A 22,968-nucleotide genomic window follows, 5' to 3' on the forward strand; every position below is an offset into this window, starting at 1 on the left:
ATTGCAATCGGAATATCTAACCAGCGTCAGAGTCAAGACTGACGCTGGATCGAAAGAAATGTGCGCCATAAGAAAGCAGCGGGAATTTTAGTAGAACCGAGATGGTGCACTTTGTAAGAAAACTTTTATGCAACACTCGGATCATTGTCAGGCAGGTATTCTTTTTTCAACCAGTGTGCAAATCCACGACAAGCATCCTGAGCAGTCAAAATGCCTGCTAAGCGATCATGTCGCATGATCAGCACAGCGTCTAATCCTTCATCAGCCATCATATCCAATACAACATCTAAACGAATATGCAAATCCACTTGCGGCACGGATCGCTGACACATGTCGCCAACCGTTAGCTCCTTGATATCTCGTGCAGAATGCCCGGGTTGGCGCGCCAGTTCGATATCGGCAAGAGTCAACAACCCGACCACATCGTGGTGATTCAATACTGGGAGATGGTGGCATCGATGCTCTTTCATCAAATGCAATGCGTCATCCAAGCTAATTGCCTCTTCTACATGAACAGGAAAAGCAGTCATCATTTCAGTCACTGTAGGCATATGACGCATACAAATATCTCCCAGTGTTGCAAATTACTTAAAGTTAAACACCGATACGACCAAGAACATTAACGATTTCATGCAAAATACCCGATAACGTCGGATGTTCTTGTTCAAATTCCACTGCTTGCTGCTGAATGCGGTCGCTAAGATCAGCGCTGTCTTTGTCACCGAGAGATTCAATATCCACAGCAATCTGCTCCAGCAGGCCTAATGTGTCTGGATCCAGTGCTGGCGACTGCTGAAGTTGCTGGTGAAGTTGTTGTAACTGCTGCTTTAGCGGGTTATCGGTCATGGCACTCTCCTAATTTTTTACAAATACCGACTATGAGTCTAACCCTAGCCAATAGGATTACCATAATCTGAATCAAGCAACAGGAGGATTTAATTAGTAGAGGGCATGAAAGTAGAAAGGCATTTTACACATATCGGCCATCGCCTTTAGGGAACGACGATTGGCATTGTCACCCACATACAGCATTGGCACTGACGCTAAATGTAGATATTTAAGCTCTGGCAGAATATTACGAAATGCATGCAAGATCATGCTGTGACTGGTAGAAACCGGCACCCAAATATGATCTGTCATAGAAAGTCCCTCAAGCAATTCGAGCAAGCGCTCACTATTTACCTGCAACGACTCTTTGGGATTGGCATAAAACAAATGCACCACACGGTCACTCCCCAATCCTTGCTTATCAATAAGATGCCAAGTGATCGGCAGCGCATCACTGATCAGTTCTTGCAATTGAGGGGTATACCCAACTAGCCCTGCAGTAGCAGAATGATTCGGTAAATTCGCTAAGTAGACGCGTGAATCTGGGCGTTCCGTTAATGAGGAAGGAATTCTATGGCCTCCCCCTCTACGAGGAGTCTGCACTTCTTTAACAGCAATTGTACTCATCCATGCTCCTTGCTCACGTCGGCTGACACACTGTTGAAGGTATAGTCAACGTAAAGACCATTTGCCAGAATCCATGGCGCAATAGAAGCAACTTTCAGGAAAAAGCATTAACAATACTTATTACCACCTGAAAATATGTCGTTTTTAGCCTGAGCGTATAGTCGAGCTAGATATCTAATACGGCCGTCAATACAACCTTAATAACGTAACCAAGAACGCCAACGCCTAGGCCTAAAAATAGAATAAAAAGCCCAAATTTTCCTGCCTTAGCACGCTTTCCAAGATCGTAAATAATGAAAAACATAAGACCTATCAAACCGGTAATTCCGACAATCATAGTGATTTGTTCTACGGCGGCTGCATTCATCGAAGATCTCTGCTTATTGATAAGGTGCGCTATGGTACTCAATCGGACTAGTTGCCGACAACCTTCGTTTTATTCTCCGTAGAGGACAAAAACGATACAGCATTTAAAATATATTGAACTCTTTGCTCATGGCCGATTTTTATCTTCTGCCGTTTAAAGCTATGATGCGCCGTAGCACAATCGCTCTCAGACAATAATAAAATCGAGGATTTACCGATGCGCATGATTGCAATCGCGCTGACACTGATCAGTATTGCGTTCTCCGCCAACGCTATGGAAGCCCCAAAACGTATCTTATGTATCTTTGACCCTATCGGTGCAAATGGCCCTATTTTCAGCGCTATGCGTGATTATGAAACGGCCGCATTAAAGTGGGGGGTTGCATTAGAATTAAAAGCCTACACCAACGAAGCCGTTGCGCTAGCTGATTTTCAAGCTGGCTCTTGCGATGCGGTCAACGTAACGGGCACTCGAGTACGTCCATACAATTTGTTCGCCGGAAGTATTGAGGCTCTGGGTGGCTTGGTTAGCTACGAACAAGTGCGTGAACTCATTGGCATGCTGGCACGACCACAGGCGGCCAAATACATGGTGGACGGCAATTATGAAATCGGCGCCATCATGCCAGGCGGTTCTGTTTATGTATTCGTTCGTGATCGTGCGATCAACTCGGTAGAAGCCGCTGCCGGACGTCGCGTTGCTACGCTAGATTATGATTTAGCGTCGGTAAAAGTAGTACAACACATTGGCGCCACTATGGTGCCTGCAACGGTTGCAACCTTCGCCCAACGTTTCAATAACGGTGATGTTGATATCGCTTATGCTCCTGCCGTTGCTTATGAACCGTTCGAAATGTACAAAGGTTTAGGCACTAAAGGCGGTATCTATCGCTTCTCGCTAGCACAAATGAATTTTCAAATGATTTTACATCGCGATCGTTTTCCTCCTAAGTTCGGACAGAACAGCCGTGAATTTGCTTATCAAAATTTTGATAAGGCGATGGCTCATGTGCGCGCAGCAGAAGATACTATTTCAGAAGATTACTGGATTGACCTTCCTGACGAACAAGAAATTGAATATATGGAAATGTTCTCCAGCATTCGTCAAGAGTTGGCGGAAGAAGGCGTTTACGATCAACGCATGATGAAATTGATGCAGAAATTACGTTGCCGCTCCAATCCAGCGCATCACGAATGCGCCACGGATTTACTGCTGTAATTAGCTCGATGCAATAGAAAATAGATTAGCCAAGCAAGCGCTTGGCTAATCTCCCCCCGCACTATCTAGCGCTATATACTTGTGACTACACTCCGCCTTTACGCTATCGTCTAGCAATTCAGGCAACGAGAGAAACTGGTGCCAGCATGTCATCCGTAGACTTTGATATTTGCGTGATTGGCGGTGGCGTAATCGGTTTGGCCATAGCCGCAAATTTAGCAAAAAGCAGCAGCGTACTGCTGGTTGAGCAGCACGACGCTTTCGGTACTGAAACCAGTAGTCGTAACAGTGAAGTTATTCATGCCGGGTTGTATTACACACCAAACTCGTTGAAAGAGTCACTCTGCTTGGCAGGCCGAGAAGCCCTTTATACCTTTTGCCAACAGCATGATGTTCCGCATCAAATGATTGGCAAGTTAATCGTCGCACCCGACCAAGACAGTCCAAGACTAGAAGCTCTCTTCCAAAAAGCACTGATGCTAGACATTCCAATAGAACGGTTAGACCAACACGCTTTGCACGAACATGAACCCAATGTCAGCGCCTGCGAAGCCCTGTTCTCGCCGCGCTCAGGTATCATAGATAGTCATATTTATATGCTCCGCCTCGCCCAAGAAGCAGAACGCTTAGGCGCTACATTAACGAAATACACCAAATTCGATAAGGCCAGTGTTAACGACTCGGGCTGGCAGGTTGAGCTAACGACCAGCGATGGTCCCTATTCGCTGAACTGCACGACGCTCATTAATGCTGCTGGGCTGCATGCGCATGACGTTGCCCTTCGCTGCGGGACTTCCTTGAATGATCTACCATTATTGAGTTTTTGTCGCGGCCGCTACTTTAGCTACCAAGGCACAAACCCATTTAATCATCTTATTTATCCACTACCTGAAGCGAATCTCACAGGGTTGGGAATACATGCCACCATCGACCTCGGCGGCCAAGTTCGCTTTGGACCGGACACGGAGTATTTGAGTACAACCAATCCAGCGCACCTTAGCTACGAAATCCCATCGCACTTAAAACTTCACTTTGCCAAGGCCATTCAAGGCTATTTTCCCAAGTTACAAGTTGAGCAACTCAATCCAGCTTACGCCGGAATTCGTCCCAAATTGCACCTAGCCAGTGAAATAGCAGCTGACTTTCATATCGCGCGCCACGATCGTAAAAACACGCCGCCATTGCTGCATTTAGTCGGAATTGAAAGCCCTGGGCTCACTTCTTCACTAGCAATTGGTCAGTATGTAACTGAATTGTTACTGCCTAAAAACTGAGCCTTTCGGGCCAAGTTATTGGAAAATCAGCCAATTCATCAGGGAACCTTATTTAGCACGCATCGTCATAACGCATTGTTCTAAGCCGTAATGATGCAGATAGGTTACAAAGGAACTACACTGTAACCCAATGTAGCAAGTGATTCAGAACAACGATTTACAATTGTTCACTATAAGACTTATTTAAGACACAAGTACCAGACGATCAGCTGCTACGCTAAAAGCATACGAAGTGAAGCAGATTGACCAATAAGGGTAAATTATGACTCAAGCACTGCGAGTAAGCGAAGAATCAGAAACGGATGTAAGTACCATCTTATCCGCCAGAGTTTTGATTCCAATCAGCTGCGACCGTTGCAATAAAGAAACGGATATCAGCATTCAAACGCTGAAAGAAGGCGGTACTATTATGTGTGAACATTGTTACGATGTTCGCCCTTTTTCAGCGATAGAGCAGCAGACCTTGCGGGCCGTATTAGCTCAAATTGGTTTTCATTTCGCCGGCTAGTCACTCACCGATACCGACTATACGAGGGGCTAATCGTTATTAGCCCCAACAAGTCCCGTCGCAATTTTCACAACACAGTATTCGAAGGCTTCAATCGCGGCATCAACAGCCGCACGAAACGCACCAATACGCGTTGGATTCTCACCACCCCTTCTGCATTATCGCCATCCAATAGCATCTGATACTCAAGTGATTGCAATAACGCCATAACGATATCGGTATCTTCCGCAGCCGCATCTGAACCTAAAGCGGTTAAAAATTGAGAAACAATATCAAACAGCGCTTCGCGGTGCATTTGCGCAAGCTGCTTTACTCTTTCGTCAATGCAAGCTTCATAGCGGAAAGCTTGCTCACTAATAAGCATAGTAAGATCGGTTGCCAGCTTACCTTCGCAATAGCGACTAAGTTCATCGGCCAAAAACTGCACAGCGCGCTCTTGCTCACCGGCAACACTTAAATCCATTTGATGTAGTTGCGGCAATATCGACTCAAATTCTTCAGTAAACCGACTGACGTAGGCCAGTGCCCATTCGGTATAGAGCGTAAAGGCGTCAGCTATCAGCTCTCGAATATCTTTAAAGTAATAGGTCGTTGCGGCTAATGGGACGCTGGCTTCGGAAGCTATGGCACGATGACGGACACCGCGAACACCATCACGAACGATGATTCGCATAGTTGCTTCGAGAATCAAACGGCGACGTTGCTCACTCTTCGCACGACTGGCTTTTCTTCCTTGATATTGTAATTCGTTAACCGTGACCTCACGCACAGGTTCCATGGCAGTCTCCTAGCCTTAGTGGAATACCATTGTGGAGCGAGTTGATTCTTTAATGTATGTACTTGCGTGCCAAAACAGTGAAATCTTTATCCGCTTGCCGATAAAACCGGCAATTCATCGCCGCTAGTAACCAAAGAAAAGGCAGAAAGCTAGAAATTACGGGCGTTAGAAGTCTGGCATGGCTTCTGCAGTAGCCAGTAATCAACAGCAGGAGGCCGCCATGCTACTCAGTGCCTTAAGTAACTATTTACAACACCAACATGCCAGTACTGCCGCAAACGCTGACACCGATGCAGTAAAAGTCGATGCCGTCGCTAGCACCGATACTAAAGCAACGGAAGACAACGCCTCACCGGCCGCCTATGTTCCATCTAATCGCGCTGTACTTGTGAGTGCAGTAGCCAGTGAATTTAATATTCAAGCGCTACCGGTAAACGAAGTCGGTGGGTTTCAAGCGCGCTTGCAGCAATATGGATTACTCAGTGATCAGGCACTCAACGCCCTCGCGCTGGTAAATACTGCCCGCGAAGGCCTTGCTGAAGATGACACAATTGATGCACTCGGCATCATTGACCAAGCAAAAACTAAATTTGATGAACTGGGCGCGAGCTATTCGCAACGTAAGCAAGTTAGTCAACTCCACACTCTATTTAGCAACCTCGCATCCGCACGTCCCGTCGCAAAAATGGTAAGCTAGCATCTTCATAATTTTTTGGAGAACTTGCATGCGCTATGCCCTAGCGGCCTTGATCCTTGCGATCCCTACCGCACACGCTATAACAGATATCGAAGAAAAACGTCGTAATGGAGAAAGCCAGGGCTGGCAAAACAAGATCGAAGCGGGATTCGATATGGAATCTGGCAATAACGAAAAACGCGCAGGCAGTGTCGCATTGAACAGCAGTTGGCAGGGTCAAGAGTACCGGTTTTTCAGCTGGGCCAGCCGCGACTATGAATCATTTAATGGCGACCGCACCGATGACAACACCTTCGCGCACGCTCGTATGGTTCGCAACTTTCGCGAGCGCTGGGCACAAGAAGCCTTTCTACAGTACGAACGTGACCCGTTTGCATCCCTCCAACACCGCTATTTAGCCGGTGGCGGTGTACGTTTTCAGCATAAGTTTAATGACAAGGGATTGATCAATCAGGGGCTAGGGTTATTTCACGAGCAAGTGGAAGAAACCGGCACTGACGGCACGGCTACCCATGAACTCACCCGCGTCAATCTATACACGCATTTTGAATGGGCATTTAGCCATAGCCACTTTCAGACGACCGTGTACGTGCAACCGTCAGTAGACGATGTCGATGATGTTCGTTCTTTAGTGCGCGCTACCTTGACCATGCCAGTTAGCCAACAAGTCGACTTCAAGTGGCAGTGGCAAAGTCGCTGGGACACTATGCCACCGGAAGGATCGGAATATCACAACCATCAGACACAGTTAAAATTATCTGTGCGCTTTTAATGGATAACCGAGATACCGCGCTGGCTTAGGCCAGCGCAACCTCCATCCATTCTTTTAACCAAAAAAGAGCATCATCATCAGGTGTGGATGTCTCGGTTGCATCAATCGTGACGCGCGGGATCGGAGCCTTACCTTGTAGCTCAAAGAAGCGTTCTTCTAGTAAAGCACCGGCATTGCAAAAAGTACGATCATAAGAGCTATCCCCCAAACTAACCACACCAAATGGGCGTCCATTTTGTAATGGAAACTGTTCGTCTAGCTGAACATAAAACGGCCGTAAATTTGCAGGTATATCGCCCTGACCTGTCGTCGAGGTGACGACAAGCACAGCGTCCCAAGATTGAGCATTCAAGGCAGCAACCGACGCATTAGCATCCACTAATGCGTTATGTCCGGCGGCATTCAATGTCTCCGCCAACACATTTGCAACGGCTGTTGCAGTGCCCGTTACAGACCCTACAGGAAGATAAATATTGGCCATTATGCCCTCCCAAAAAAGGCCAATTATATCGATCTGGGCTGAAGGTGTCCTAACGCATTTGCAACAATGCTCGGTAACATGCGTCCAATTCGCGCTGGCGCACCACCGTCAAACTGCCATGAGCCCGACACAGCTGCGTCGTTTCTTCATATACTCGCCGCAACGCTCCAGATACGGTGCGCTCACTCAAGCGCTGACGCAGTTGCAGCAGCTGCTCCTGCAATTCAATTTCCACAGGCACATCGTGAAACGCTGCCCATTCGTTTAGCAGCTGGCGAAATAGCGGCAATGGATTTCTTTCGACATAGTGTGTCGCCAAACCGGAAAGCCTTAACGCGTTATCAACCTGCGCCATGATTTGCAGTGGCGAAGGCATCGGAGTGTCAGTTTGCATACGCAATCACCTTCTACGTGCTTTACTTATTAAGAGAACTATTTTCAGCATAGACCGGCCTAACAGAAATGCGGCCCTTTTACGGTAGGACGAATGAAAGTAAGTAACGAACTATTCGACCTAGAAGCTTTCCTAAATCGGTGGGTGCAGAGGCTCGCGCCTGCTTGGTATGCAAATCAAGCCGTACGACAAATAGCATTGAGCAACATGGGCACTCTCAATCCATCCAGCTATCTCGCCCATCGTTGGATGAGCCTTGCTTCCATCATTAGTGCCTGCGAGCAAGGGCTGCCAGAAAAACACCCAATTTTTGCCCCACTACACCCGCTGCTGCAAAAATTACTCGTTAGTAAAAAATTCGATCGCCTACTCAATCTTACAACCATAACCGGTGTGGAGATCAGCAGTCAGGATGACAAAGACTATGCTTCTTTGGCGCATTGGGCCATTGCTCAACCTAACTTACCACCATGCTCAACTGCCGATGAATTTGATACCTTACTCAATCAACATTTCGGCAAAGGTAGTACACCAATTAAGGTAATCTATCGAGAATGGGACGGTCGTTACTATTGGATTAACCGCGAAGAGCCAGTCGTCGTGGCGGCTGTCGCTAAGTTCGCTACTGAGAAACAGCGAGAAGCGCGAGTAAAGGCCGAGATCCACGTAGAGAGTGTGCACGAGGCGACGCTAGAACGTATTCGTCAACAATTTTGGTGGTTATTACTGGCTCGAGAACAAGCCGACGCTATCCATGCTTTGCTGAATGCAGCCCACCTACCTGTGGCCGTAACCAGTTTTGAGTCGCGGCGCGATGATCTAGCATTTTTGATAGCGCCTAAACACAACCCGCGCCTCAATCGCATACTTCTGACCTTGATACAAAATAGGTCGTCACAAGAAGTTGTCGAGTTTGGACGCTTCTTGAGCAGGCACCACTATGCATTCCGAAATCAATAAATTTAATATACAGGCGTCTAGGACTCTGGCGCTTTTTGCCATATTTGTAGTAAGGTGCGCCAATGGCTTAATCGCACACGGTAGGCGTCACTAGGACGCTTGATTTACGCAAAAAGCCTGTCATTCTAACGATCAGCATAACAATAACGGTAATATCATGATCCGAGGCACTTGGAGTCTGACTGAACCACTCGTACCGGTTAATATTCCGGCAACGATGTTGCGTGTCGGCGAAGAAAACGGCATCGACCGCTCAGTCCTGTTAAAAAATACAGGGATTGATCCACAGTTACTTGCCGACCCCTCTGCACGATTGACCTACCAGCAACTGCTATTGCTGGCAGAAAACCTTATCCGCAACTATTCAGATGAAAGCGCTGGTCTAGATTTGGGCGCTGCCATCAATATCAATCAATTTGGTATGCTTGGCTACGCCGTACTCAGTTGTGCCAACCTCCGTAGCGCCCTTGATTTGGGCATGAAATATCACACCCTAGTTGATCCTGCGTTTACCTTTGAAGTGATCGACACCGGTGAATATTCTGCGGTACGACTGACCAGCCATATTCCTTTTGACCATATTTATCGCATGATTTGCGACGTGTTTGTGGCTACCTTTTCTACGCTGGCGCGCTTTTTAACTGGTCAATACGAAGCTCAACCAGTTGAAGTCCATCTAAATCATCCTGAGCCGCCGTATTCCGCACGCTACAAAGAATTTTTCGACTGCCCTATCTTGTTCGACCAGCCGCGGACAGAATTCATCATTTCCCACGAAGTTCTCAGCTTGCCCTTGGTAATGGCAGATCAAGCAACGGCTGCGATGGCTGAAAACCAATGTGAAGAAATCCTTACCCGTATGGGACCAAAGGAAGGCATCATCGCCAAGGTTCGCCGCATATTGCTGAGCAACCCAGGGCATTTCCCTCCAGTCGATGTGGTTGCAAGTCATTTAGCCACATCAACCCGTACTTTAAGTCGAAGCTTGCAGGATGTGGGAACCTCCTATCAGCGCATTCTTGACGAAGTTCGTAAAGAGATGGCCATTGAATACCTGCGCAATTCAAACCTTCCTATCGAAGAAATTGCGGCTCTGGTCGGCTACAGTGACCCATCTAATTTCCGCAAAGCCTTTCGACGTTGGACGCAAAACGCGCCTTCGTATTATCGCGAAGAACGATAATGGCTCCTGCCACTGGGCCAAACTGGCCCAGTGGCACAAAACGCCGCTGACTTTCATACCGATACACACCTAGGTCACCAGACCTTCACCACTCCGCAACATATTTGTCATATTTCAAACGCAAAGTAACTGGCATAGCCCAATAAACAGCGCGTGGTCATGACTGTTCAGTTAACTCGAGTTTCTATCGTTACCGAAACCTACACACCAGAAGTTAATGGTGTGGCGAATACTTTAGCGCACCTCGTTAAGGGAATGCGCTTGCGTGGTATTGCCGTACAAATTATTCGTCCGCGTCAAAACCGACACGACGTCGACAGTATTGAAGTCGAAGAAGAAACCGTCACTTTGCCAGGCCTTCCCCTACCGGGATATAAAGAACTGAAGTTCGGCTTACCACTCAAAAGTAGAATTCTCAGCGCCTTACAGCGTTTTAAACCGCAAGCCTTATACATTGCCACCGAAGGCCCTATGGGTTGGGCTAGCGTCAAAGCCGCAAGCGCCTGCAAAATTCCAGTCATGAGCGGTTTTCACACTAACTTTCATCAGTACGGTAAGCATTACCACCTCGGATTATTAGAAAATCTTGGCTACCGCTATTTGCGTTACTTCCATAATTTAACTGCCGGTACTCTGGTTCCAACACAGACTCAGCGTGACGAGTTGGAAACACACGGGTTTCATAACGTCAGTGTTATGTCTCGTGGTGTCGATAGCCAGATGTTTCATCCCGCAAAGCGCAGTACCGAATTACGGCGAAAATGGGGCGTTAACGACAACGACCTCGTATTGCTTTATGTCGGCCGTATCGCCGCCGAGAAAAACATTAAACTGGCCATCACGACCTACCAACAGCTCAAAGCCGCAGACGACCGCGTGCGCTTAGTGCTGGTTGGCGACGGCCCAGAGCTCGCACACTTACGCGAGCGTTACCCCGATATTATTTGTTGTGGTACACAGCGAGGTGAGGCATTAGCTCAGCACTTCGCCAGTGGCGATGTGTTTTTATTCCCCAGTCTGACCGATACCTTTGGCAACGTTGTCACCGAAGCTTTAGCCAGTGGTTTAGCCCTAGTTAGTTTTGACTACGCAGCCGCTCACGAGCATACCCAAGATGGCGTCAACGCCATGCTCGCACCCTTTGGCGACGAAGCTATTTTCGTGCAGCGCGCCGGATTACTGCTCGATAGTCCCAACCGCTTGCGCAACATACGCTATGCCGCACGTCATACCGCCGAACGTATTTCTTGGCACACCATTGTTGATGAATTTTTGCAGCATTTAGCTGCAGCTCGACCAGAGGAGATAGCTAATGGAACTCGCGAAACGAATACAGCCAAAAGCCGCATTACTGTTTCATAAGGCCGACCACTTCGAAATTAGCCTGTGTCAGCGTCTCAATCGCATGGGCTACTCGCGCCGGATTCGGTTGTTTTTTAAAGGTATTAGTCGCTTAGGTGACGGTGTGTTTTGGTACACACTGGCTTTAGCCTTACCACTACTGGACGGCATAGAAGGGCTCGCGGCAACCGGTCATATCGCCGTGACAGGATTAGTCTGCTTAGCGCTATACAGTCAGTTAAAAAATCGCTTAGTACGTCAGCGCCCTTTTATATCGTTTCCTGATATTCAGGCGCATACCGCTCCACTGGATAAGTACAGCTTTCCATCTGGGCATACCATGAATGCAGTAAATTTTGCGGTGCTATTTACTCTGTTTTACCCACCATTGGCTTGGTTGGTAGTACCCTTTGCCGTATTGGTTGCGCTATCTCGTGTGATTTTAGGCATGCATTACCCAACCGACGTTATCGTTGGTGCAGCACTTGGGGTCATCATTGCCTACACCTCGTTGACCATATTCCCAATGGGTATGTTTGCCGGACTGATATAAATACGCAGAAATAAACAGAACAGCGCTGAGCTAGACATTCACTCTCTAAAAGAGGCTCAGTTGCTGTTCACTAATTTGTGGAAACTTACCGCCGATTCCCAACAAACGCACCGGTTTATCCGCACGCGTTAACGCTTGTTGTAATAATCTCTTAAATCCCTCTTCCGACGCACTCTCGCCAATATCAGCAACGGTTGTTTGGGTGAAATCAGCAAACTTCACTTTAACGAAGGGGGCTAGCGATTCCGCTTTCCAGGGGGTACGACCAACCCGAGTTAACCAACGCTCATATAATTCACTCACTTGCGCTAAACAAGCATTGGGATCAGGTAAATCGTGGGCGAATGTATGCTCGATACTTAATGACTTACGCACCCTCTCGGTATGAATTGGACGTGAATCATGACCACGCGCTCGTTGATAGAGTGAGGCTCCTGAGCGACCAAAGCGTCTAACTAGCTCCGTTAGCGACCAAGCTTGTGCATCACCACAGGTAACAATTCCGGCTAATTCTAAACGTTTTTGCAACGCTGGACCGACTCCCGGAATGCGCCCTACAGGCAGCGTTGTCATAAAATCTGCAATTTCGTTGGGACGAACAACAAATTGACCATCGGGCTTATTCCAATCGCTGGCCACCTTGGCTAAAAATTTATTCGTCGCCACGCCAATAGAAACCGTGATGCCAAGCTCGGTACGCACCCGTTGACGAATACTTTCAGCTACCGCCGCTGCGTGTTCGTCGCTGCCTAATTCTAAAAACGCTTCATCCACCGAAACTTGTTCTAACTGAGTGGAATACTCACTCAAAATCGCCATTAATTGCTGCGAGACTTCGCGGTACAAAGCCATATTACCCGGCACTAAAACCAAGTCTGGGCATAATCTCAGGGCCGTTGCCGTTGCCATCGCCGAACGCACGCCAAACTTACGGGCAGGATAATTACAGGTAGCAATAACCCCACGACGATCCGAGCTGCCACCAATCGCAATAGGTCGCTCTCGCAACTCCGGACGCTCACGCATTTCTACTGCGGCAAAAAAACAATCGCAATCAATATGCAAGACCTTGCGCACCCCAGAATCTTGGCGTTGGTCGAGTATCGCGCTGGCGCTTTCCGTCATGGTTTTCTCCTAGTGCCATAGCACCAGCAAATAACTGTATAAATAAACAGTTAAAAGTTACTCTGCACAACAGCAAAGGTCAACGCCTAAGCAATTTTTTCTTATCAATTGCAACTCACGAAAGCCTGCACAATCGTAGTGTTCAGGCGGCCATAATGTTAGCCTTAGCACACACAGAAAAAGGAACAACGCGTGACTGATTTTCAACAAGCTCAAACTGAGTTTCTACAGCAGCTAGAACAAGACGACCACGTTTTCGCCAACACCTTGGCCTTTATCGAGCAATGGTACGATTTCACCCCTAGCGCCTTTCAAAATGGCTCTGTAGCCAATGCGGTCGATCAAAATCAGGGCAGCTGCAAAGTGTTCGCACTGTCGCAACTGTTAGAGCTCACGAAAGAACAAACGCTGCAGTGTTTTGGCGAGCATTATCGCGATGTATTGGCAACGCCAGACGTCGATAATCATCACAACCTACGTCGCGTTTTGGCGGAAGGAACGGGCAATATTACCTTCGCCAGTTTTCCTTTGGTTGTTAAGGCATGAGCCAAGGCGTCATCACCATGAAAGCGGGGATGGTGCCATTAACCACCCTCACGTTTGATAGCAGCGATATAGACGCCATTCGCTCAGTACTGAGCCAGCGTCAAGCCGAAGCTCCTGCACTCTTTCGAAACATGCCATGCGTGCTCGACCTTACCGGTCTTGAAGCCGCAATGCTGACCCTTGAAAGCTTGGTCGGCCTATGCCGCGAACATGGCCTACTGCCGGTTGGGGTGCGCAACGTTTCTTCTGACTGGGCTGATCAAGTTAATAAGATATCCCTCGCCGATTTTGGCAAAGGCAGTAGCAAGAGTAATCGCGGTACGGCCACCGTTGAAGCAGCCGCCAGCGTCGATACGAATACACCCGCAACAGAAAGTGCTCAAACTCAGCCGCAAGCGGAATCGACGTCGGAGCCTGTATCATCAGAACCCAAAGTATCCGAACAAGAGCTGCCACAACGCAGCGTTAAAGTTCATTCCGGCAACGTACGTTCAGGGCAGCAAGTATATACCGATGGCGATCTCGTGGTGCTGGGCATGGTCAGTGCCGGAGCAGAAGTTCTAGCCACTGGTGATGTACACATTTACGGTGCACTGCGCGGTCGTGCTTTAGCTGGAGTTAAAGGCGACCTAACAGCAGTAATCGCCTGTCAGCAATTTGATGCTGAGTTAGTCGCTGTCGCTGGGCAATATCGCTTGTTTGAAGACGATCATCCGCACCGCGGCCAAGCCGTCGCGGTGCAGTTAAAAGACGATAACTTGAACATCACCAGTGTTTAAGAAATACTCGAACCATTATTTTTAAAGGAATTACGGCCTTGGCGAAAATCATTGTTGTCACCTCCGGAAAAGGCGGTGTCGGAAAAACCACCTCCAGCGCAGCGTTTTCTACTGCTTTGGCGATGAAAGGACACAAAACTGTGGTCATCGACTTTGATGTGGGCCTGCGTAACCTTGATCTCATCATGGGCTGTGAGCGTCGCGTCGTGTATGACTTCGTTAACGTCGTACAAAAAGAAGCGACTCTGCGCCAAGCCTTGATTAAAGACAAAAAGCTCGAAAATCTTTATGTACTACCAGCTTCGCAAACGCGCGACAAAGATGCCCTCACCATCGAAGGTGTCGAAGCGGTTTTAAACGAGCTAAGCAAAGACTTTGAATACATAGTCTGTGATTCACCGGCAGGTATCGAACACGGCGCGCATATGGCGCTCTACTTCGCCGAAGAAGCCATTATTGTTACCAATCCAGAAGTCTCGTCTGTACGCGACTCAGACCGTATCATTGGTATTTTGCAAAGCAAATCGCGCTTAGCCGAACAAGGTAAGAGCGTAAAAGAGCACCTATTGCTCACTCGCTACAATCCTGAGCGTGTTGCCCGCGGCGAAATGCTCTCCGTGCAAGATGTAGAAGAAATCTTAGCGATTCCATTGCTAGGCGTTATTCCAGAATCAGAAGCCGTATTAAAAGCCTCTAACCAAGGTGTACCAGTGATTCACGATATCGAGAGTGATGCAGGTCAGGCATACGATGACGCTGTATCACGTTACTTGGGCGAAGACCGTCCTCACCGTTTCTTAGAGAAGCAAAAGAAAGGCTTCTTGAAACGCGTTTTCGGAGGATGATATGAATTTAATGGATTATTTCCGCAAGGAAAAAAAGAAAGACACCACCGCTAGCGTCGCCAAAGAGCGTTTGCAAATTTTGGTTGCCCACGACCGCGCTCGTGGTAATGGCCCAGATTACTTGCCGCAATTGCAGCAAGAAATTTTAGCAGTGATTCGTAAATACGCTGCCATTGGTGAAGACGACGTTAATGTGCAATTAGAGCAACAAGGAACGACCTCAGTGCTCGAATTGAACATCACCCTACCCGACAGCAAATGAGTCGTTTGCTTAGTAGTTGGGGCCAGTCTAGCTGGCCTCAGCGCCTCGGATTATTACTCGCAGTTATTAGCTACGGTATTTTGTATCCAGGTGTTACCGAACCCATCATGACGATTACCGCGACCGCCAGCTTGTTCGGCATGAAGGCGCAGCTGTTCCATGAAACTCGCTCCATTTGGGAAACCGTCGAGACCTTACATAAACTCGGCTATACCGGTGTTGCAGTATTAATCGTTAGTTTTAGTATTGTCATTCCTGTCACCAAAGGACTAACCATTTTGTTCACTTGGATGTATCCAACTGAACGTCGCTGGCGTTTTGTTGCGGCGATTAGCAAGTGGTCGATGGCGGATGTTTTTGTGGTTGCGATTTTAGTCGCCTTTTTCACTGCGCAATCTACGGCGCAAGTAACAGCCGAGCTGCTGCACGGCTTTTATTGGTTTGCAGGTTTTTGCTTACTATCGATTGTTTCTGGCCAACTACTGGCATTGAGTAAACTGCAAAGCGTTAGTTCGCGCTAGTCTTCTCGATCCTGTCATACGCAGGTTATCCAGCATTGGTCTATGCTTAATCAGCTTAGACTTTTCTGGAAGCCGCTATGACGACCGTCGCACTGCATCATATTTTGCTTAAAAGCCCGTTACTGGCCCAAGACATTATTAACGAATTGGCCATTGGCGCGTCTTTTGAAGACCTCGCCAGCAATCACTCGGCATGTCCTTCAAAAAATCGTAAAGGGTTTGCTGGGCAACACGAAGTCGATCAATTACCCGAAGCCTTATATCAAGCGTTAACCGCAGCAGATGGCAGCCAAACCTACCTTGGCCCTATCGCTACACGCTATGGCTATCACATTGTAAAAGCGCCAGTACCGCCGTTAAGTGGCCGCACTCGCGTAGATGATCCAGACGCAACCGCTGCCGAATAGCAGCGGTGCAAAGATAGGTATTACGTTTAATCCCAGCTAGCGGCTTTCATTTCACCGCGAGCATGAATTAGCCCTAATTCCAAAAAGGCATCTTGATCGCGCTCATTAAGAACACTTAAACGATGCGGATACAAATCATCCTGTAAAAAACGATGGTTATCATCACGACCAGTAAATTGCGCGTCGTAATACAGGTTTTCAATATCAGGCGTTGCCGCTTTATCACCAAGCAATACATCTGCTGCTACTTCCAACAAGCTCAGTTTGCGCGGGTTTTGTAGATCTTTCATCAAAACTTGTAGTTCATCATTGGCAGAAGCCATTGCATTAACAAAACGCTCAACATCAGCTTTATGACTAGCGTAGTAATCCGAACGGACAACATACACATCGGCAATCACTCGACGTGCAAACATAGTAGAGATGATCATACGCGCTCCTTCCACGGAACCTCGATCACCAGTGCCAACACGACGTCCTGACGTAATACCGTAAGCATCCGAAATAATCATAAACGAGGCATCAACATCAGGCAGCGATAACGCCGCAACGGGCGAGTTCTCACTGGCCGTTAAATCAGGAAGCCAACGTACATTCACATCCTTCATCGACAACCCAGCCTGCCCGAGCAGGGTCGTCATAAAATCAACGTGCGGGCCATAAGCTTGAATGGCGATGGTTTTACCCTTTAACTGACCAACCGTCATAATGCCGTCTTTACTGACCAGCGTGTCACCACCGCGAGACCAAGTCAGTTGATAGATAACGATCGGTTTCGTGCGCTCATCTTTATTCAATAAATCAATCGCTTGATTGCACATGCCGACGGTACAGCGCAAATACGGTGACTCTCCGGCTAAATAATCTTCAATCTGGCGATCAAAGTTATCCTGCAGCACCAGTTCAACATCTAAACCTTGCTTAGCAAATATACTTTTGGCTTGGGTACGCGTCGATAAACCATTAGCCAACAGCGTAATCATATCGCCGCCCCAAGTGATCATAGGGACTTTAATCGGACCCGTAGTTTTAACCGGCATAACCGGCGTGTCGATGCGGTCAACCAAAGGGGTTCGTGAAATGAAATCCGGCTCAGCGTTAGCGAATGACGCCAATAGCACACAGCCTAAGCACAGACACTGAAAAAGCATCCTAAATTGTTGTAACACTTTGATTTCCTTTAAAAATAGTAGTTATAGGTATGAGATACACAGAATTGGCGACAAAGACCAAAGTTCTAAGAAATCGATTTATTTATAACCCGATAGAATAATGATAATTGATGAGCATATCAATTTAATGGTTTATCGGTTGTCCTTGGACAATACCTGAATTAAGGCCTTTGTGGCCTCACTAAATCCGTAAACTCGGTCAACAATTGTCGCCTTTCGACTAATAATTTCTACTTGATGCAACTTGGTACAAAAAAGTAGGTGTTCTTCATCAGCATCCAACTCAATATCGGAGTCAGAAACCAAGAAAACGCCCACATCATCGACCTCTTCGCGTTGCGACATCCAAGGACTGAGATCACTTAATATTTCGACAACAACGAAGGTTCGAGGAGCGGATAAGAAGTCGCGCGCAACTTCATACACAAAGTAATGCGGAGACACGCTATCCCCATGGCCAAACAGAATACAACTACTGGCGTGCGGCGAATCATCGACAACGGGAAAGTCAGATAAAAGCTTGAGCATAACGATCTCGTTAGAAGTGCGGTCTAATCTACTAGACTAGGTCGCACGTATCGGAAAAATAAATAAGCCCGACTATAAGCGGCTCGGCATAGTGACGCCACCTAGACGACAAAGAACGGCTAAGAACGCCTCACAAGCGAACAACGAAGCACTCTCATTCATGGTGTGATACCCCGTCGTTGGAATTTGTAAGGTAGTGCCATCCACCAGCCCACCAGAGGCGGCAATAATACGCCCCATTTCGGTACTGCCCAGTGACTTAGGTGCTAAGCCTTGCTGGCTGAGCTGCTGATTTTGATTAATGATGTACTCGTCTTTGTATTGATAACTAACACCCAATAGATCACAGGTTGCTGCTAACTGGCTGGTCATCGACTCACTGAACTTAGCGTTAGCATCTTGATGACGAAGCACCAGCGTTTGTGCCCGTGCCGCGATTGTATCCGGGAATGGGCTAGTATCCACCACCACCAGCTGGTTAGTAGAACCACCAAAACGACGGAACCACTCCAACAAGTAACGCCAGCTACGACCGGCCTCTTCTTGGGCGGTGAAGAAAGCAGTGCCCTGAAAGCCCAACTCAAATAAATAAACCAACATAGCAGCAGTTAAGACGTTATCGAGCTGCCCCGTTAAGCTATCGCCGTCGTTGCGCAATTGATCGCGAAAGGCAACCGGTGTTCCCGCCACTAAGTGACTCATGCCTGTAAGTTCGAAGATCAAGTTATTACGATATGGACAAACGTAAGTACCTGAAATTTTGCCGCTACCGCGATAAGCACCAGACCAAGGCTCATAGGCGAAGACGTCAACATCGCCGAAGCGGTCAACAATCATCTTAATCAGTTCTTCTGATACCGAATTTCCGAGCAAGTCAGAACGACCACCTGAAACAAACGCTGCGTACTGAAATTCATTAGGGCCGGTACAGACCAACCCATGACGGTCGATGTGCGCTGAAAACATCATTGAAAAAGGGTCGTTGCCTTGAGCAACGAGTACCCCTTCGTACCAGGTAACATTAGCTCCACGTTCTTCCAGCTCACGCTGCAATACGCGGAAAAAAGAATGCTCTGCGCCAACCACCGACGGGCTACGCACTAAGCTTTTAAGAATGTCTTGGAAAGCGTTACCTAGCACTACAATCTCCTACTACCAAAAAGAGCGGAGATTTAGCGTGCCTCCGGCTCATCGAAATAATCTATATCCATACCTAAAAACTCGCGAATGCGGGCTTGCTCAAGTATGCGTTCAGCGCGACGACGCTTTTTATCGTAATCAGCACTTTTACCTGAAGGTTTACGCGAAGGCGCTTCATCTTCGTATTCATCATGTTCTACAGGCAGAGTCATCGTACACCCCCACGGGCTTTCCCACTAATTGAAACGCGCGCATAGTTTCATTGCTGATTTCTGCGGTAAATCGAAAAAATCTTATCTTGTAGATCAAAAAAATTGTATCTACATACTCGCATCCACATCAAACTTGAGTACAATGGCGTCCTCTCTTGGGGGAGTAATCTGCCGCTACCTTATTCGCGGTGTTTGCATCAACATAATTGAGCCTCATGCTCATGGTGTAGACGTTCTGTAAAAGAATTGATGAGACCTAAGACAAATACTCGATTTCAGGGCGACATCGAGCTGTTTGTCTTTGGTTTAAAGTCGCCCGAGGTATCCCAATGTCAGATCTAATCAACACCCTAGCCGAGCACTCTGCTTCGCCGTTTTTAACCTCTACACTGGCCGTTGCTGTCGCTGAAATAGGTGACAAAACACAACTCCTCTCATTATTACTGATTACCCGCTTTCGCAACCGTTGGGCTATTATCGCTGGTATCTTACTCGCCACAGTGATCAATCATGGCCTATCGGCTTGGGGCGGAGACTGGCTCGGTAGCCGAATTAATGATTGGCTTAGCAATGGCACTGGCGAACTCATTCTTGGCATCAGCTTTCTACTAATGGCTATCTGGGTGCTGATCCCTGATAAAGCCGACGACGATGAAGACGACCTATCACGCTGGGGCGCATTTGCCGCAACCACAGTGTTATTTTTTATCGCTGAAATTGGTGATAAAACACAAATTGCTACCGTACTGCTCGCGGCAGAATTTCAATCTATGTGGTGGGTAACCGCAGGAACAACATTGGGCATGTTGATTGCCAACGTACCCGTCGTCATATGGGGAAATCACTTGATGCAGCGAATGCCTCTTAATGCCGCTCGCTACATTACCAGTGCCGTATTCCTAGCACTGGCACTTTGGAGTCTTCTTTCTGCTATCTGACCATAAATAAGTGCACTGATAACCATCAATTTTTTTTGCTGTACCTAGCACGGGGTTTCCCTGAAAGTCCGCTCCCTTCCGCAAAATCGGAAGGGCGATTTTCAGTTTGATTTCAGGAGTACCCGTGCATTCATTTGATTCATTTTTCGAGCCGCCATTTGAACGGATCGCGGAAGATCTGTCGCATCGTGGCTATGCTGTTATTGACTGCGCGCTCCCCGACAATATGACCTTGCAGCTGGCGCAACGCTTACTGCAACTGATTCGTCAAGACGACGACAGTCTGCAAGCAGCTGGCATAGGAAGAGGGGATCAACACGCCCAGAACCGTTTTGTACGCCAAGATAAAATCCGCTGGTTAGAGCAGGCAGACGAAGCTGAGAAGGCGTGGCTCGATTACATGAGTGAATTGCGAGCTTATCTCAATCGTCGACTATTTCTCGGACTATTTTCTTATGAAAGCCATTTCGCTCACTACCGACCTGGCGCCTTCTACAAGAAACACTTAGATGCTTTTCGTGGCCAAGCAAATCGCGTATTGAGTACAGTTCTGTACCTCAACAATCACTGGCAAGCCAGCGATGGTGGGGAATTGCTGATATACAACGAAGACAATCAACTTATCGAAACCGTCATTCCCGCTTATGGGCGTTTAGTGGTGTTTTTGAGTGAAGAATTTCCCCATGAAGTAAAACCTGCCCAACGCGATCGCTACAGTATTGCGGGATGGTTCAGGGTCAACACCAGCAACAACGATAAAGTCGATCCTCCACGCTAAACGAAAGCAGACCATAGCTCCAAGTAGCAAGAGACTGGCCTGCTTGTCGCTATTGAAATGTCGTCTATGCTAAAGAGACATCTGAAATACCGGAGTCTCACAATGAATTGGTCGAACTTAAGCTTGGCGCACAAACTGCGCCTACCAATCGCCCTAGTAGGTTTTATTTTATTAGCGCTTTCGATCGTACAAATATCGGCTCTGAACACTATCAGTACTGATTCTGATCACATCGAAAACACCTACATTCCAGCGATCAACCTCACTCTGAATGCCGACCGCGATTTATATCAGGCGCAGATTGCCGAACGCTCTATCGCACTAGGCATTCACACAAAAAATTTCATAGATATGCACAGCGCCAACCTCAATCAAGTCCAAGATCGCATTAATAAAGTACGAGGTTTGGATATCCCAGTAGAGATCCAACAACAAGCGGACAAATTTTTAGCGGCTTACAGTGCGTGGCGACCAAAATCAGAAAAGCTAGTAGCGCAAACAACGAATGGCCAACTTAGCCAGAGTGATGCAACTGAAATGAGCACTAATGCTTTAGATAAAGAATTTGAAAGCATGCGTGATCAGCTGGATGCCCTCGGCGAAATGATTGCCGCTGCCGCTGAATCTTTGCATGCAGATAATATGGCGGTGAAAGACAGCAGTTTATCCGTTATTTTAACCTTGGTCGTAATTGCTATAGGTGTAACCTTATTTATTGCCGTCGTCGTACCTAAATTAATCATCCGCCCAATCAATAATCTTACCCGAGTATTAGAGAGCCTTGCCGACGGTCGTGGCGACTTGACTGCCCGACTTCCTACTACTGGTGATGATGAAGTTGGCCGTATGGCAAAAAGCTTTAATCGCTTTTTAGATCGTATGCAGACGCTTGTACGTAATATCCAGCTTATCGTCGAAGACGTGCGGGCATCCAGTGCTGAGTTAAAATCAGGTGCAGATGAAAGTCAGGCGCTGAGCAAGCAATATGCAGAATCGATGGATATGGTTGCCAATGCTAACCGCGAAATGGCCGAAGCCATTGAAGAGGTTGCTCGCACCACAGTAGAAGTTTCCGAAGAAGCTAAAGATTCCGATACAACCGCCAAAGCCGTAGCGAATCAATTTCGCAGTGCAGTAACCGATATCATGGCGCTTGCTGGAAGCGTAAACGACGCATCGATCGTCATCAAAGATTTAGAAAAAGAAACCGTAAATATTGCATCAGTATTAGATGTAATTAAAGGTATTGCCGAACAAACCAACTTGCTAGCACTGAATGCGGCCATTGAGGCCGCTCGCGCCGGTGAACAAGGCCGCGGATTTGCGGTGGTTGCCGATGAAGTGCGCACACTCGCTGGGAAAACGCAAAAATCCACCGGTGATATTAATACCATGATTGATAAATTGCAGTCTGGGGTTGATCGCGCGGTGAACTCAATGAAAGGTGGCGAAGAAAAAGCAGAAGGTACAGTAACCAGCGCACGCGAATCGGAAGAGCAAGTGAAGCAAATATCAGCCTCATTGATTCGCATCACTGATCGTATTCTGCGTGTGGCTTCTGCTATCGAAGAACAAACCTCCGTCATCAACGAGATTAACGGTAATTTATCCAACGCTCGCGATCTGAGTAAAACAGGCCAAGCCAGTGCTGAAAAAATTACCGTGTCAGTTGGCATACTTAATAAACGAGCTGAAGATATCAACTCGCAAATTAGTAACTACACCTTTTAACGA

The 22,968-nt window shown here is 47.5% G+C and carries 30 protein-coding genes and 1 riboswitch; of the genes, 18 read left to right on the plus strand and 12 right to left on the minus strand.

Features of this window, described 5'->3' with window-relative positions; translation table 11 throughout:
• Nucleotides 1-125 precede the first annotated feature (125 nt).
• The 4 genes from TOL_RS14075 to TOL_RS14090 all read right to left on the minus strand — a co-directional run bounded on the left by TOL_RS14075 (nt 126) and on the right by TOL_RS14090 (nt 1,822).
• Complete coding sequence (locus tag TOL_RS14075) at nt 126-560, minus strand: CBS domain-containing protein (protein ID WP_015488025.1); 435 nt, start codon at nt 558-560, stop codon at nt 126-128.
• Between the two features lie 34 nt (nt 561-594).
• Nucleotides 595-846 carry a DUF4404 family protein gene (locus tag TOL_RS14080; protein WP_015488026.1) on the minus strand — a complete coding sequence of 84 codons (252 nt, stop codon included), beginning with the start codon at nt 844-846 and terminating at the stop codon, nt 595-597.
• Between the two features lie 93 nt (nt 847-939).
• A complete protein-coding gene (locus TOL_RS14085; RefSeq protein ID WP_015488027.1) occupies nt 940-1,455 on the minus strand; it encodes a hypothetical protein in 516 nt (171 codons plus the stop codon).
• Between the two features lie 166 nt (nt 1,456-1,621).
• Nucleotides 1,622-1,822: a DUF2788 domain-containing protein gene (locus tag TOL_RS14090; protein WP_015488029.1), complete on the minus strand. Its 201-nt coding sequence runs from the start codon at nt 1,820-1,822 to the stop codon at nt 1,622-1,624.
• A 216-nt stretch (nt 1,823-2,038) separates the two neighbouring features.
• On the opposite strand from TOL_RS14090, the gene TOL_RS14095 reads away from it, so the two are divergent.
• From TOL_RS14095 to TOL_RS14105, 3 genes are all read left to right on the plus strand, one after another.
• A complete protein-coding gene (locus TOL_RS14095) occupies nt 2,039-3,040 on the plus strand; it encodes a putative solute-binding protein (RefSeq protein ID WP_015488030.1) in 1,002 nt (333 codons plus the stop codon).
• Between the two features lie 146 nt (nt 3,041-3,186).
• Nucleotides 3,187-4,314 (plus strand): NAD(P)/FAD-dependent oxidoreductase, encoded by a 1,128-nt coding sequence (locus TOL_RS14100; protein ID WP_015488031.1) that lies wholly within the window; start codon nt 3,187-3,189, stop codon nt 4,312-4,314.
• 262 nt (nt 4,315-4,576) lie between these two features.
• Entirely contained in the window at nt 4,577-4,822 is a 246-nt protein-coding gene (locus tag TOL_RS14105) for a GAF domain-containing protein (RefSeq protein WP_015488032.1), read from the plus strand.
• A gap of 67 nt (nt 4,823-4,889) precedes the next feature.
• Here the strand turns inward: TOL_RS14105 and TOL_RS14110 are convergent, their stop codons facing one another.
• Nucleotides 4,890-5,600: a TetR/AcrR family transcriptional regulator gene (locus TOL_RS14110; RefSeq protein WP_015488033.1), complete on the minus strand. Its 711-nt coding sequence runs from the start codon at nt 5,598-5,600 to the stop codon at nt 4,890-4,892.
• A gap of 178 nt (nt 5,601-5,778) precedes the next feature.
• Between TOL_RS14110 and TOL_RS14115 the strand changes: the two genes are divergently transcribed.
• Together TOL_RS14115 and TOL_RS14120 are read left to right on the plus strand one after the other, a co-directional pair.
• Nucleotides 5,779-6,297, plus strand: a complete 519-nt coding sequence (locus tag TOL_RS14115; RefSeq protein ID WP_041588517.1) for a hypothetical protein — start codon at nt 5,779-5,781, stop codon at nt 6,295-6,297.
• Between the two features lie 28 nt (nt 6,298-6,325).
• Nucleotides 6,326-7,069, plus strand: a complete 744-nt coding sequence (locus TOL_RS14120) for a DUF481 domain-containing protein (RefSeq protein WP_015488035.1) — start codon at nt 6,326-6,328, stop codon at nt 7,067-7,069.
• A gap of 25 nt (nt 7,070-7,094) precedes the next feature.
• Here the strand turns inward: TOL_RS14120 and TOL_RS14125 are convergent, their stop codons facing one another.
• Together TOL_RS14125 and TOL_RS14130 are read right to left on the minus strand one after the other, a co-directional pair.
• A complete protein-coding gene (locus tag TOL_RS14125) occupies nt 7,095-7,550 on the minus strand; it encodes a flavodoxin domain-containing protein (RefSeq protein WP_015488036.1) in 456 nt (151 codons plus the stop codon).
• A gap of 49 nt (nt 7,551-7,599) precedes the next feature.
• Nucleotides 7,600-7,944 carry a hypothetical protein gene (locus TOL_RS14130; RefSeq protein ID WP_015488037.1) on the minus strand — a complete coding sequence of 115 codons (345 nt, stop codon included), beginning with the start codon at nt 7,942-7,944 and terminating at the stop codon, nt 7,600-7,602.
• A gap of 93 nt (nt 7,945-8,037) precedes the next feature.
• On the opposite strand from TOL_RS14130, the gene TOL_RS14135 reads away from it, so the two are divergent.
• The 4 genes from TOL_RS14135 to TOL_RS14150 all read left to right on the plus strand — a co-directional run bounded on the left by TOL_RS14135 (nt 8,038) and on the right by TOL_RS14150 (nt 11,981).
• Nucleotides 8,038-8,904, plus strand: coding sequence for a hypothetical protein (locus tag TOL_RS14135; RefSeq protein ID WP_015488038.1), 867 nt, complete (start codon nt 8,038-8,040; stop codon nt 8,902-8,904).
• Between the two features lie 157 nt (nt 8,905-9,061).
• Nucleotides 9,062-10,087 (plus strand): AraC family transcriptional regulator, encoded by a 1,026-nt coding sequence (locus tag TOL_RS14140; protein WP_015488039.1) that lies wholly within the window; start codon nt 9,062-9,064, stop codon nt 10,085-10,087.
• Between the two features lie 159 nt (nt 10,088-10,246).
• A complete protein-coding gene (locus TOL_RS14145; protein ID WP_015488040.1) occupies nt 10,247-11,449 on the plus strand; it encodes a glycosyltransferase family 4 protein in 1,203 nt (400 codons plus the stop codon).
• The gene (locus TOL_RS14150) at nt 11,400-11,981 is read left to right on the plus strand and encodes a phosphatase PAP2 family protein (protein WP_015488041.1); all 582 of its coding nucleotides are present in this window, start codon (nt 11,400-11,402) and stop codon (nt 11,979-11,981) included. The genes TOL_RS14145 and TOL_RS14150 overlap by 50 nt, the downstream gene beginning before the upstream one ends.
• Nucleotides 11,982-12,026: 45 nt before the next feature.
• Here the strand turns inward: TOL_RS14150 and dinB are convergent, their stop codons facing one another.
• Nucleotides 12,027-13,106 (minus strand): DNA polymerase IV, encoded by a 1,080-nt coding sequence (gene dinB / locus TOL_RS14155; protein ID WP_015488042.1) that lies wholly within the window; start codon nt 13,104-13,106, stop codon nt 12,027-12,029.
• 192 nt (nt 13,107-13,298) lie between these two features.
• On the opposite strand from dinB, the gene TOL_RS14160 reads away from it, so the two are divergent.
• From TOL_RS14160 to TOL_RS14185, 6 genes are all read left to right on the plus strand, one after another.
• A complete protein-coding gene (locus tag TOL_RS14160; RefSeq protein ID WP_015488043.1) occupies nt 13,299-13,652 on the plus strand; it encodes a HopJ type III effector protein in 354 nt (117 codons plus the stop codon).
• Entirely contained in the window at nt 13,649-14,431 is a 783-nt protein-coding gene (gene minC, locus TOL_RS14165; protein WP_015488044.1) for a septum site-determining protein MinC, read from the plus strand. Before TOL_RS14160 ends, minC begins: the two co-directional genes overlap by 4 nt.
• Nucleotides 14,432-14,469: 38 nt before the next feature.
• Nucleotides 14,470-15,276, plus strand: coding sequence for a septum site-determining protein MinD (minD, locus tag TOL_RS14170; RefSeq protein WP_015488045.1), 807 nt, complete (start codon nt 14,470-14,472; stop codon nt 15,274-15,276).
• Between the two features lies 1 nt (nt 15,277).
• Complete coding sequence (minE, locus tag TOL_RS14175) at nt 15,278-15,538, plus strand: cell division topological specificity factor MinE (RefSeq protein WP_015488046.1); 261 nt, start codon at nt 15,278-15,280, stop codon at nt 15,536-15,538.
• Complete coding sequence (locus tag TOL_RS14180) at nt 15,535-16,059, plus strand: paraquat-inducible protein A (RefSeq protein ID WP_015488047.1); 525 nt, start codon at nt 15,535-15,537, stop codon at nt 16,057-16,059. Before minE ends, TOL_RS14180 begins: the two co-directional genes overlap by 4 nt.
• A gap of 77 nt (nt 16,060-16,136) precedes the next feature.
• A complete protein-coding gene (locus TOL_RS14185; protein ID WP_015488048.1) occupies nt 16,137-16,466 on the plus strand; it encodes a peptidylprolyl isomerase in 330 nt (109 codons plus the stop codon).
• A gap of 26 nt (nt 16,467-16,492) precedes the next feature.
• On the opposite strand, the gene TOL_RS14190 is transcribed toward TOL_RS14185, so the two are convergent.
• The 4 genes from TOL_RS14190 to TOL_RS14205 form a co-directional block, all read right to left on the minus strand.
• On the minus strand, nt 16,493-17,635 hold the full coding sequence (locus tag TOL_RS14190) for an ABC transporter substrate-binding protein (protein ID WP_015488049.1): 1,143 nt from the start codon (nt 17,633-17,635) through the stop codon (nt 16,493-16,495).
• Nucleotides 17,636-17,770: 135 nt separating this feature from the next.
• Nucleotides 17,771-18,166 (minus strand): hypothetical protein, encoded by a 396-nt coding sequence (locus tag TOL_RS14195; RefSeq protein ID WP_015488050.1) that lies wholly within the window; start codon nt 18,164-18,166, stop codon nt 17,771-17,773.
• A gap of 72 nt (nt 18,167-18,238) precedes the next feature.
• Entirely contained in the window at nt 18,239-19,306 is a 1,068-nt protein-coding gene (locus TOL_RS14200; RefSeq protein ID WP_015488051.1) for a hypothetical protein, read from the minus strand.
• A 32-nt stretch (nt 19,307-19,338) separates the two neighbouring features.
• A complete protein-coding gene (locus TOL_RS14205) occupies nt 19,339-19,518 on the minus strand; it encodes a hypothetical protein (protein ID WP_025264769.1) in 180 nt (59 codons plus the stop codon).
• A gap of 146 nt (nt 19,519-19,664) precedes the next feature.
• A riboswitch (yybP-ykoY riboswitch) is annotated at nt 19,665-19,844 on the plus strand.
• A gap of 3 nt (nt 19,845-19,847) precedes the next feature.
• Between TOL_RS14205 and TOL_RS14210 the strand changes: the two genes are divergently transcribed.
• The 3 genes from TOL_RS14210 to TOL_RS14220 all read left to right on the plus strand — a co-directional run bounded on the left by TOL_RS14210 (nt 19,848) and on the right by TOL_RS14220 (nt 22,965).
• Entirely contained in the window at nt 19,848-20,456 is a 609-nt protein-coding gene (locus tag TOL_RS14210) for a TMEM165/GDT1 family protein (RefSeq protein WP_015488052.1), read from the plus strand.
• Between the two features lie 124 nt (nt 20,457-20,580).
• Nucleotides 20,581-21,234, plus strand: coding sequence for a 2OG-Fe(II) oxygenase (locus TOL_RS14215; RefSeq protein ID WP_015488053.1), 654 nt, complete (start codon nt 20,581-20,583; stop codon nt 21,232-21,234).
• Between the two features lie 102 nt (nt 21,235-21,336).
• Complete coding sequence (locus tag TOL_RS14220) at nt 21,337-22,965, plus strand: methyl-accepting chemotaxis protein (RefSeq protein ID WP_015488054.1); 1,629 nt, start codon at nt 21,337-21,339, stop codon at nt 22,963-22,965.
• Nucleotides 22,966-22,968 lie beyond the last annotated feature (3 nt).

It is taken from the genome of Thalassolituus oleivorans MIL-1, from assembly GCF_000355675.1.
Classification (GTDB): domain Bacteria; phylum Pseudomonadota; class Gammaproteobacteria; order Pseudomonadales; family Oceanobacteraceae; genus Thalassolituus; species Thalassolituus oleivorans.

Coding starts and splice junctions, on each gene's coding strand:
- TOL_RS14075 (WP_015488025.1), bottom strand. CDS start 560: ATGCGTCATATGCCTACAGTGACTGAAATGATGACTGCTTTTCCTGTT.
- TOL_RS14080 (WP_015488026.1), bottom strand. CDS start 846: ATGACCGATAACCCGCTAAAGCAGCAGTTACAACAACTTCACCAGCAA.
- TOL_RS14085 (WP_015488027.1), bottom strand. CDS start 1,455: ATGAGTACAATTGCTGTTAAAGAAGTGCAGACTCCTCGTAGAGGGGGA.
- TOL_RS14090 (WP_015488029.1), bottom strand. CDS start 1,822: ATGAATGCAGCCGCCGTAGAACAAATCACTATGATTGTCGGAATTACC.
- TOL_RS14095 (WP_015488030.1), top strand. CDS start 2,039: ATGCGCATGATTGCAATCGCGCTGACACTGATCAGTATTGCGTTCTCC.
- TOL_RS14100 (WP_015488031.1), top strand. CDS start 3,187: ATGTCATCCGTAGACTTTGATATTTGCGTGATTGGCGGTGGCGTAATC.
- TOL_RS14105 (WP_015488032.1), top strand. CDS start 4,577: ATGACTCAAGCACTGCGAGTAAGCGAAGAATCAGAAACGGATGTAAGT.
- TOL_RS14110 (WP_015488033.1), bottom strand. CDS start 5,600: ATGGAACCTGTGCGTGAGGTCACGGTTAACGAATTACAATATCAAGGA.
- TOL_RS14115 (WP_041588517.1), top strand. CDS start 5,779: ATGGCTTCTGCAGTAGCCAGTAATCAACAGCAGGAGGCCGCCATGCTA.
- TOL_RS14120 (WP_015488035.1), top strand. CDS start 6,326: ATGCGCTATGCCCTAGCGGCCTTGATCCTTGCGATCCCTACCGCACAC.
- TOL_RS14125 (WP_015488036.1), bottom strand. CDS start 7,550: ATGGCCAATATTTATCTTCCTGTAGGGTCTGTAACGGGCACTGCAACA.
- TOL_RS14130 (WP_015488037.1), bottom strand. CDS start 7,944: ATGCAAACTGACACTCCGATGCCTTCGCCACTGCAAATCATGGCGCAG.
- TOL_RS14135 (WP_015488038.1), top strand. CDS start 8,038: ATGAAAGTAAGTAACGAACTATTCGACCTAGAAGCTTTCCTAAATCGG.
- TOL_RS14140 (WP_015488039.1), top strand. CDS start 9,062: ATGATCCGAGGCACTTGGAGTCTGACTGAACCACTCGTACCGGTTAAT.
- TOL_RS14145 (WP_015488040.1), top strand. CDS start 10,247: ATGACTGTTCAGTTAACTCGAGTTTCTATCGTTACCGAAACCTACACA.
- TOL_RS14150 (WP_015488041.1), top strand. CDS start 11,400: ATGGAACTCGCGAAACGAATACAGCCAAAAGCCGCATTACTGTTTCAT.
- dinB (WP_015488042.1), bottom strand. CDS start 13,106: ATGACGGAAAGCGCCAGCGCGATACTCGACCAACGCCAAGATTCTGGG.
- minC (WP_015488044.1), top strand. CDS start 13,649: ATGAGCCAAGGCGTCATCACCATGAAAGCGGGGATGGTGCCATTAACC.
- minE (WP_015488046.1), top strand. CDS start 15,278: ATGAATTTAATGGATTATTTCCGCAAGGAAAAAAAGAAAGACACCACC.
- TOL_RS14180 (WP_015488047.1), top strand. CDS start 15,535: ATGAGTCGTTTGCTTAGTAGTTGGGGCCAGTCTAGCTGGCCTCAGCGC.
- TOL_RS14185 (WP_015488048.1), top strand. CDS start 16,137: ATGACGACCGTCGCACTGCATCATATTTTGCTTAAAAGCCCGTTACTG.
- TOL_RS14195 (WP_015488050.1), bottom strand. CDS start 18,166: ATGCTCAAGCTTTTATCTGACTTTCCCGTTGTCGATGATTCGCCGCAC.
- TOL_RS14205 (WP_025264769.1), bottom strand. CDS start 19,518: ATGACTCTGCCTGTAGAACATGATGAATACGAAGATGAAGCGCCTTCG.
- TOL_RS14210 (WP_015488052.1), top strand. CDS start 19,848: ATGTCAGATCTAATCAACACCCTAGCCGAGCACTCTGCTTCGCCGTTT.
- TOL_RS14220 (WP_015488054.1), top strand. CDS start 21,337: ATGAATTGGTCGAACTTAAGCTTGGCGCACAAACTGCGCCTACCAATC.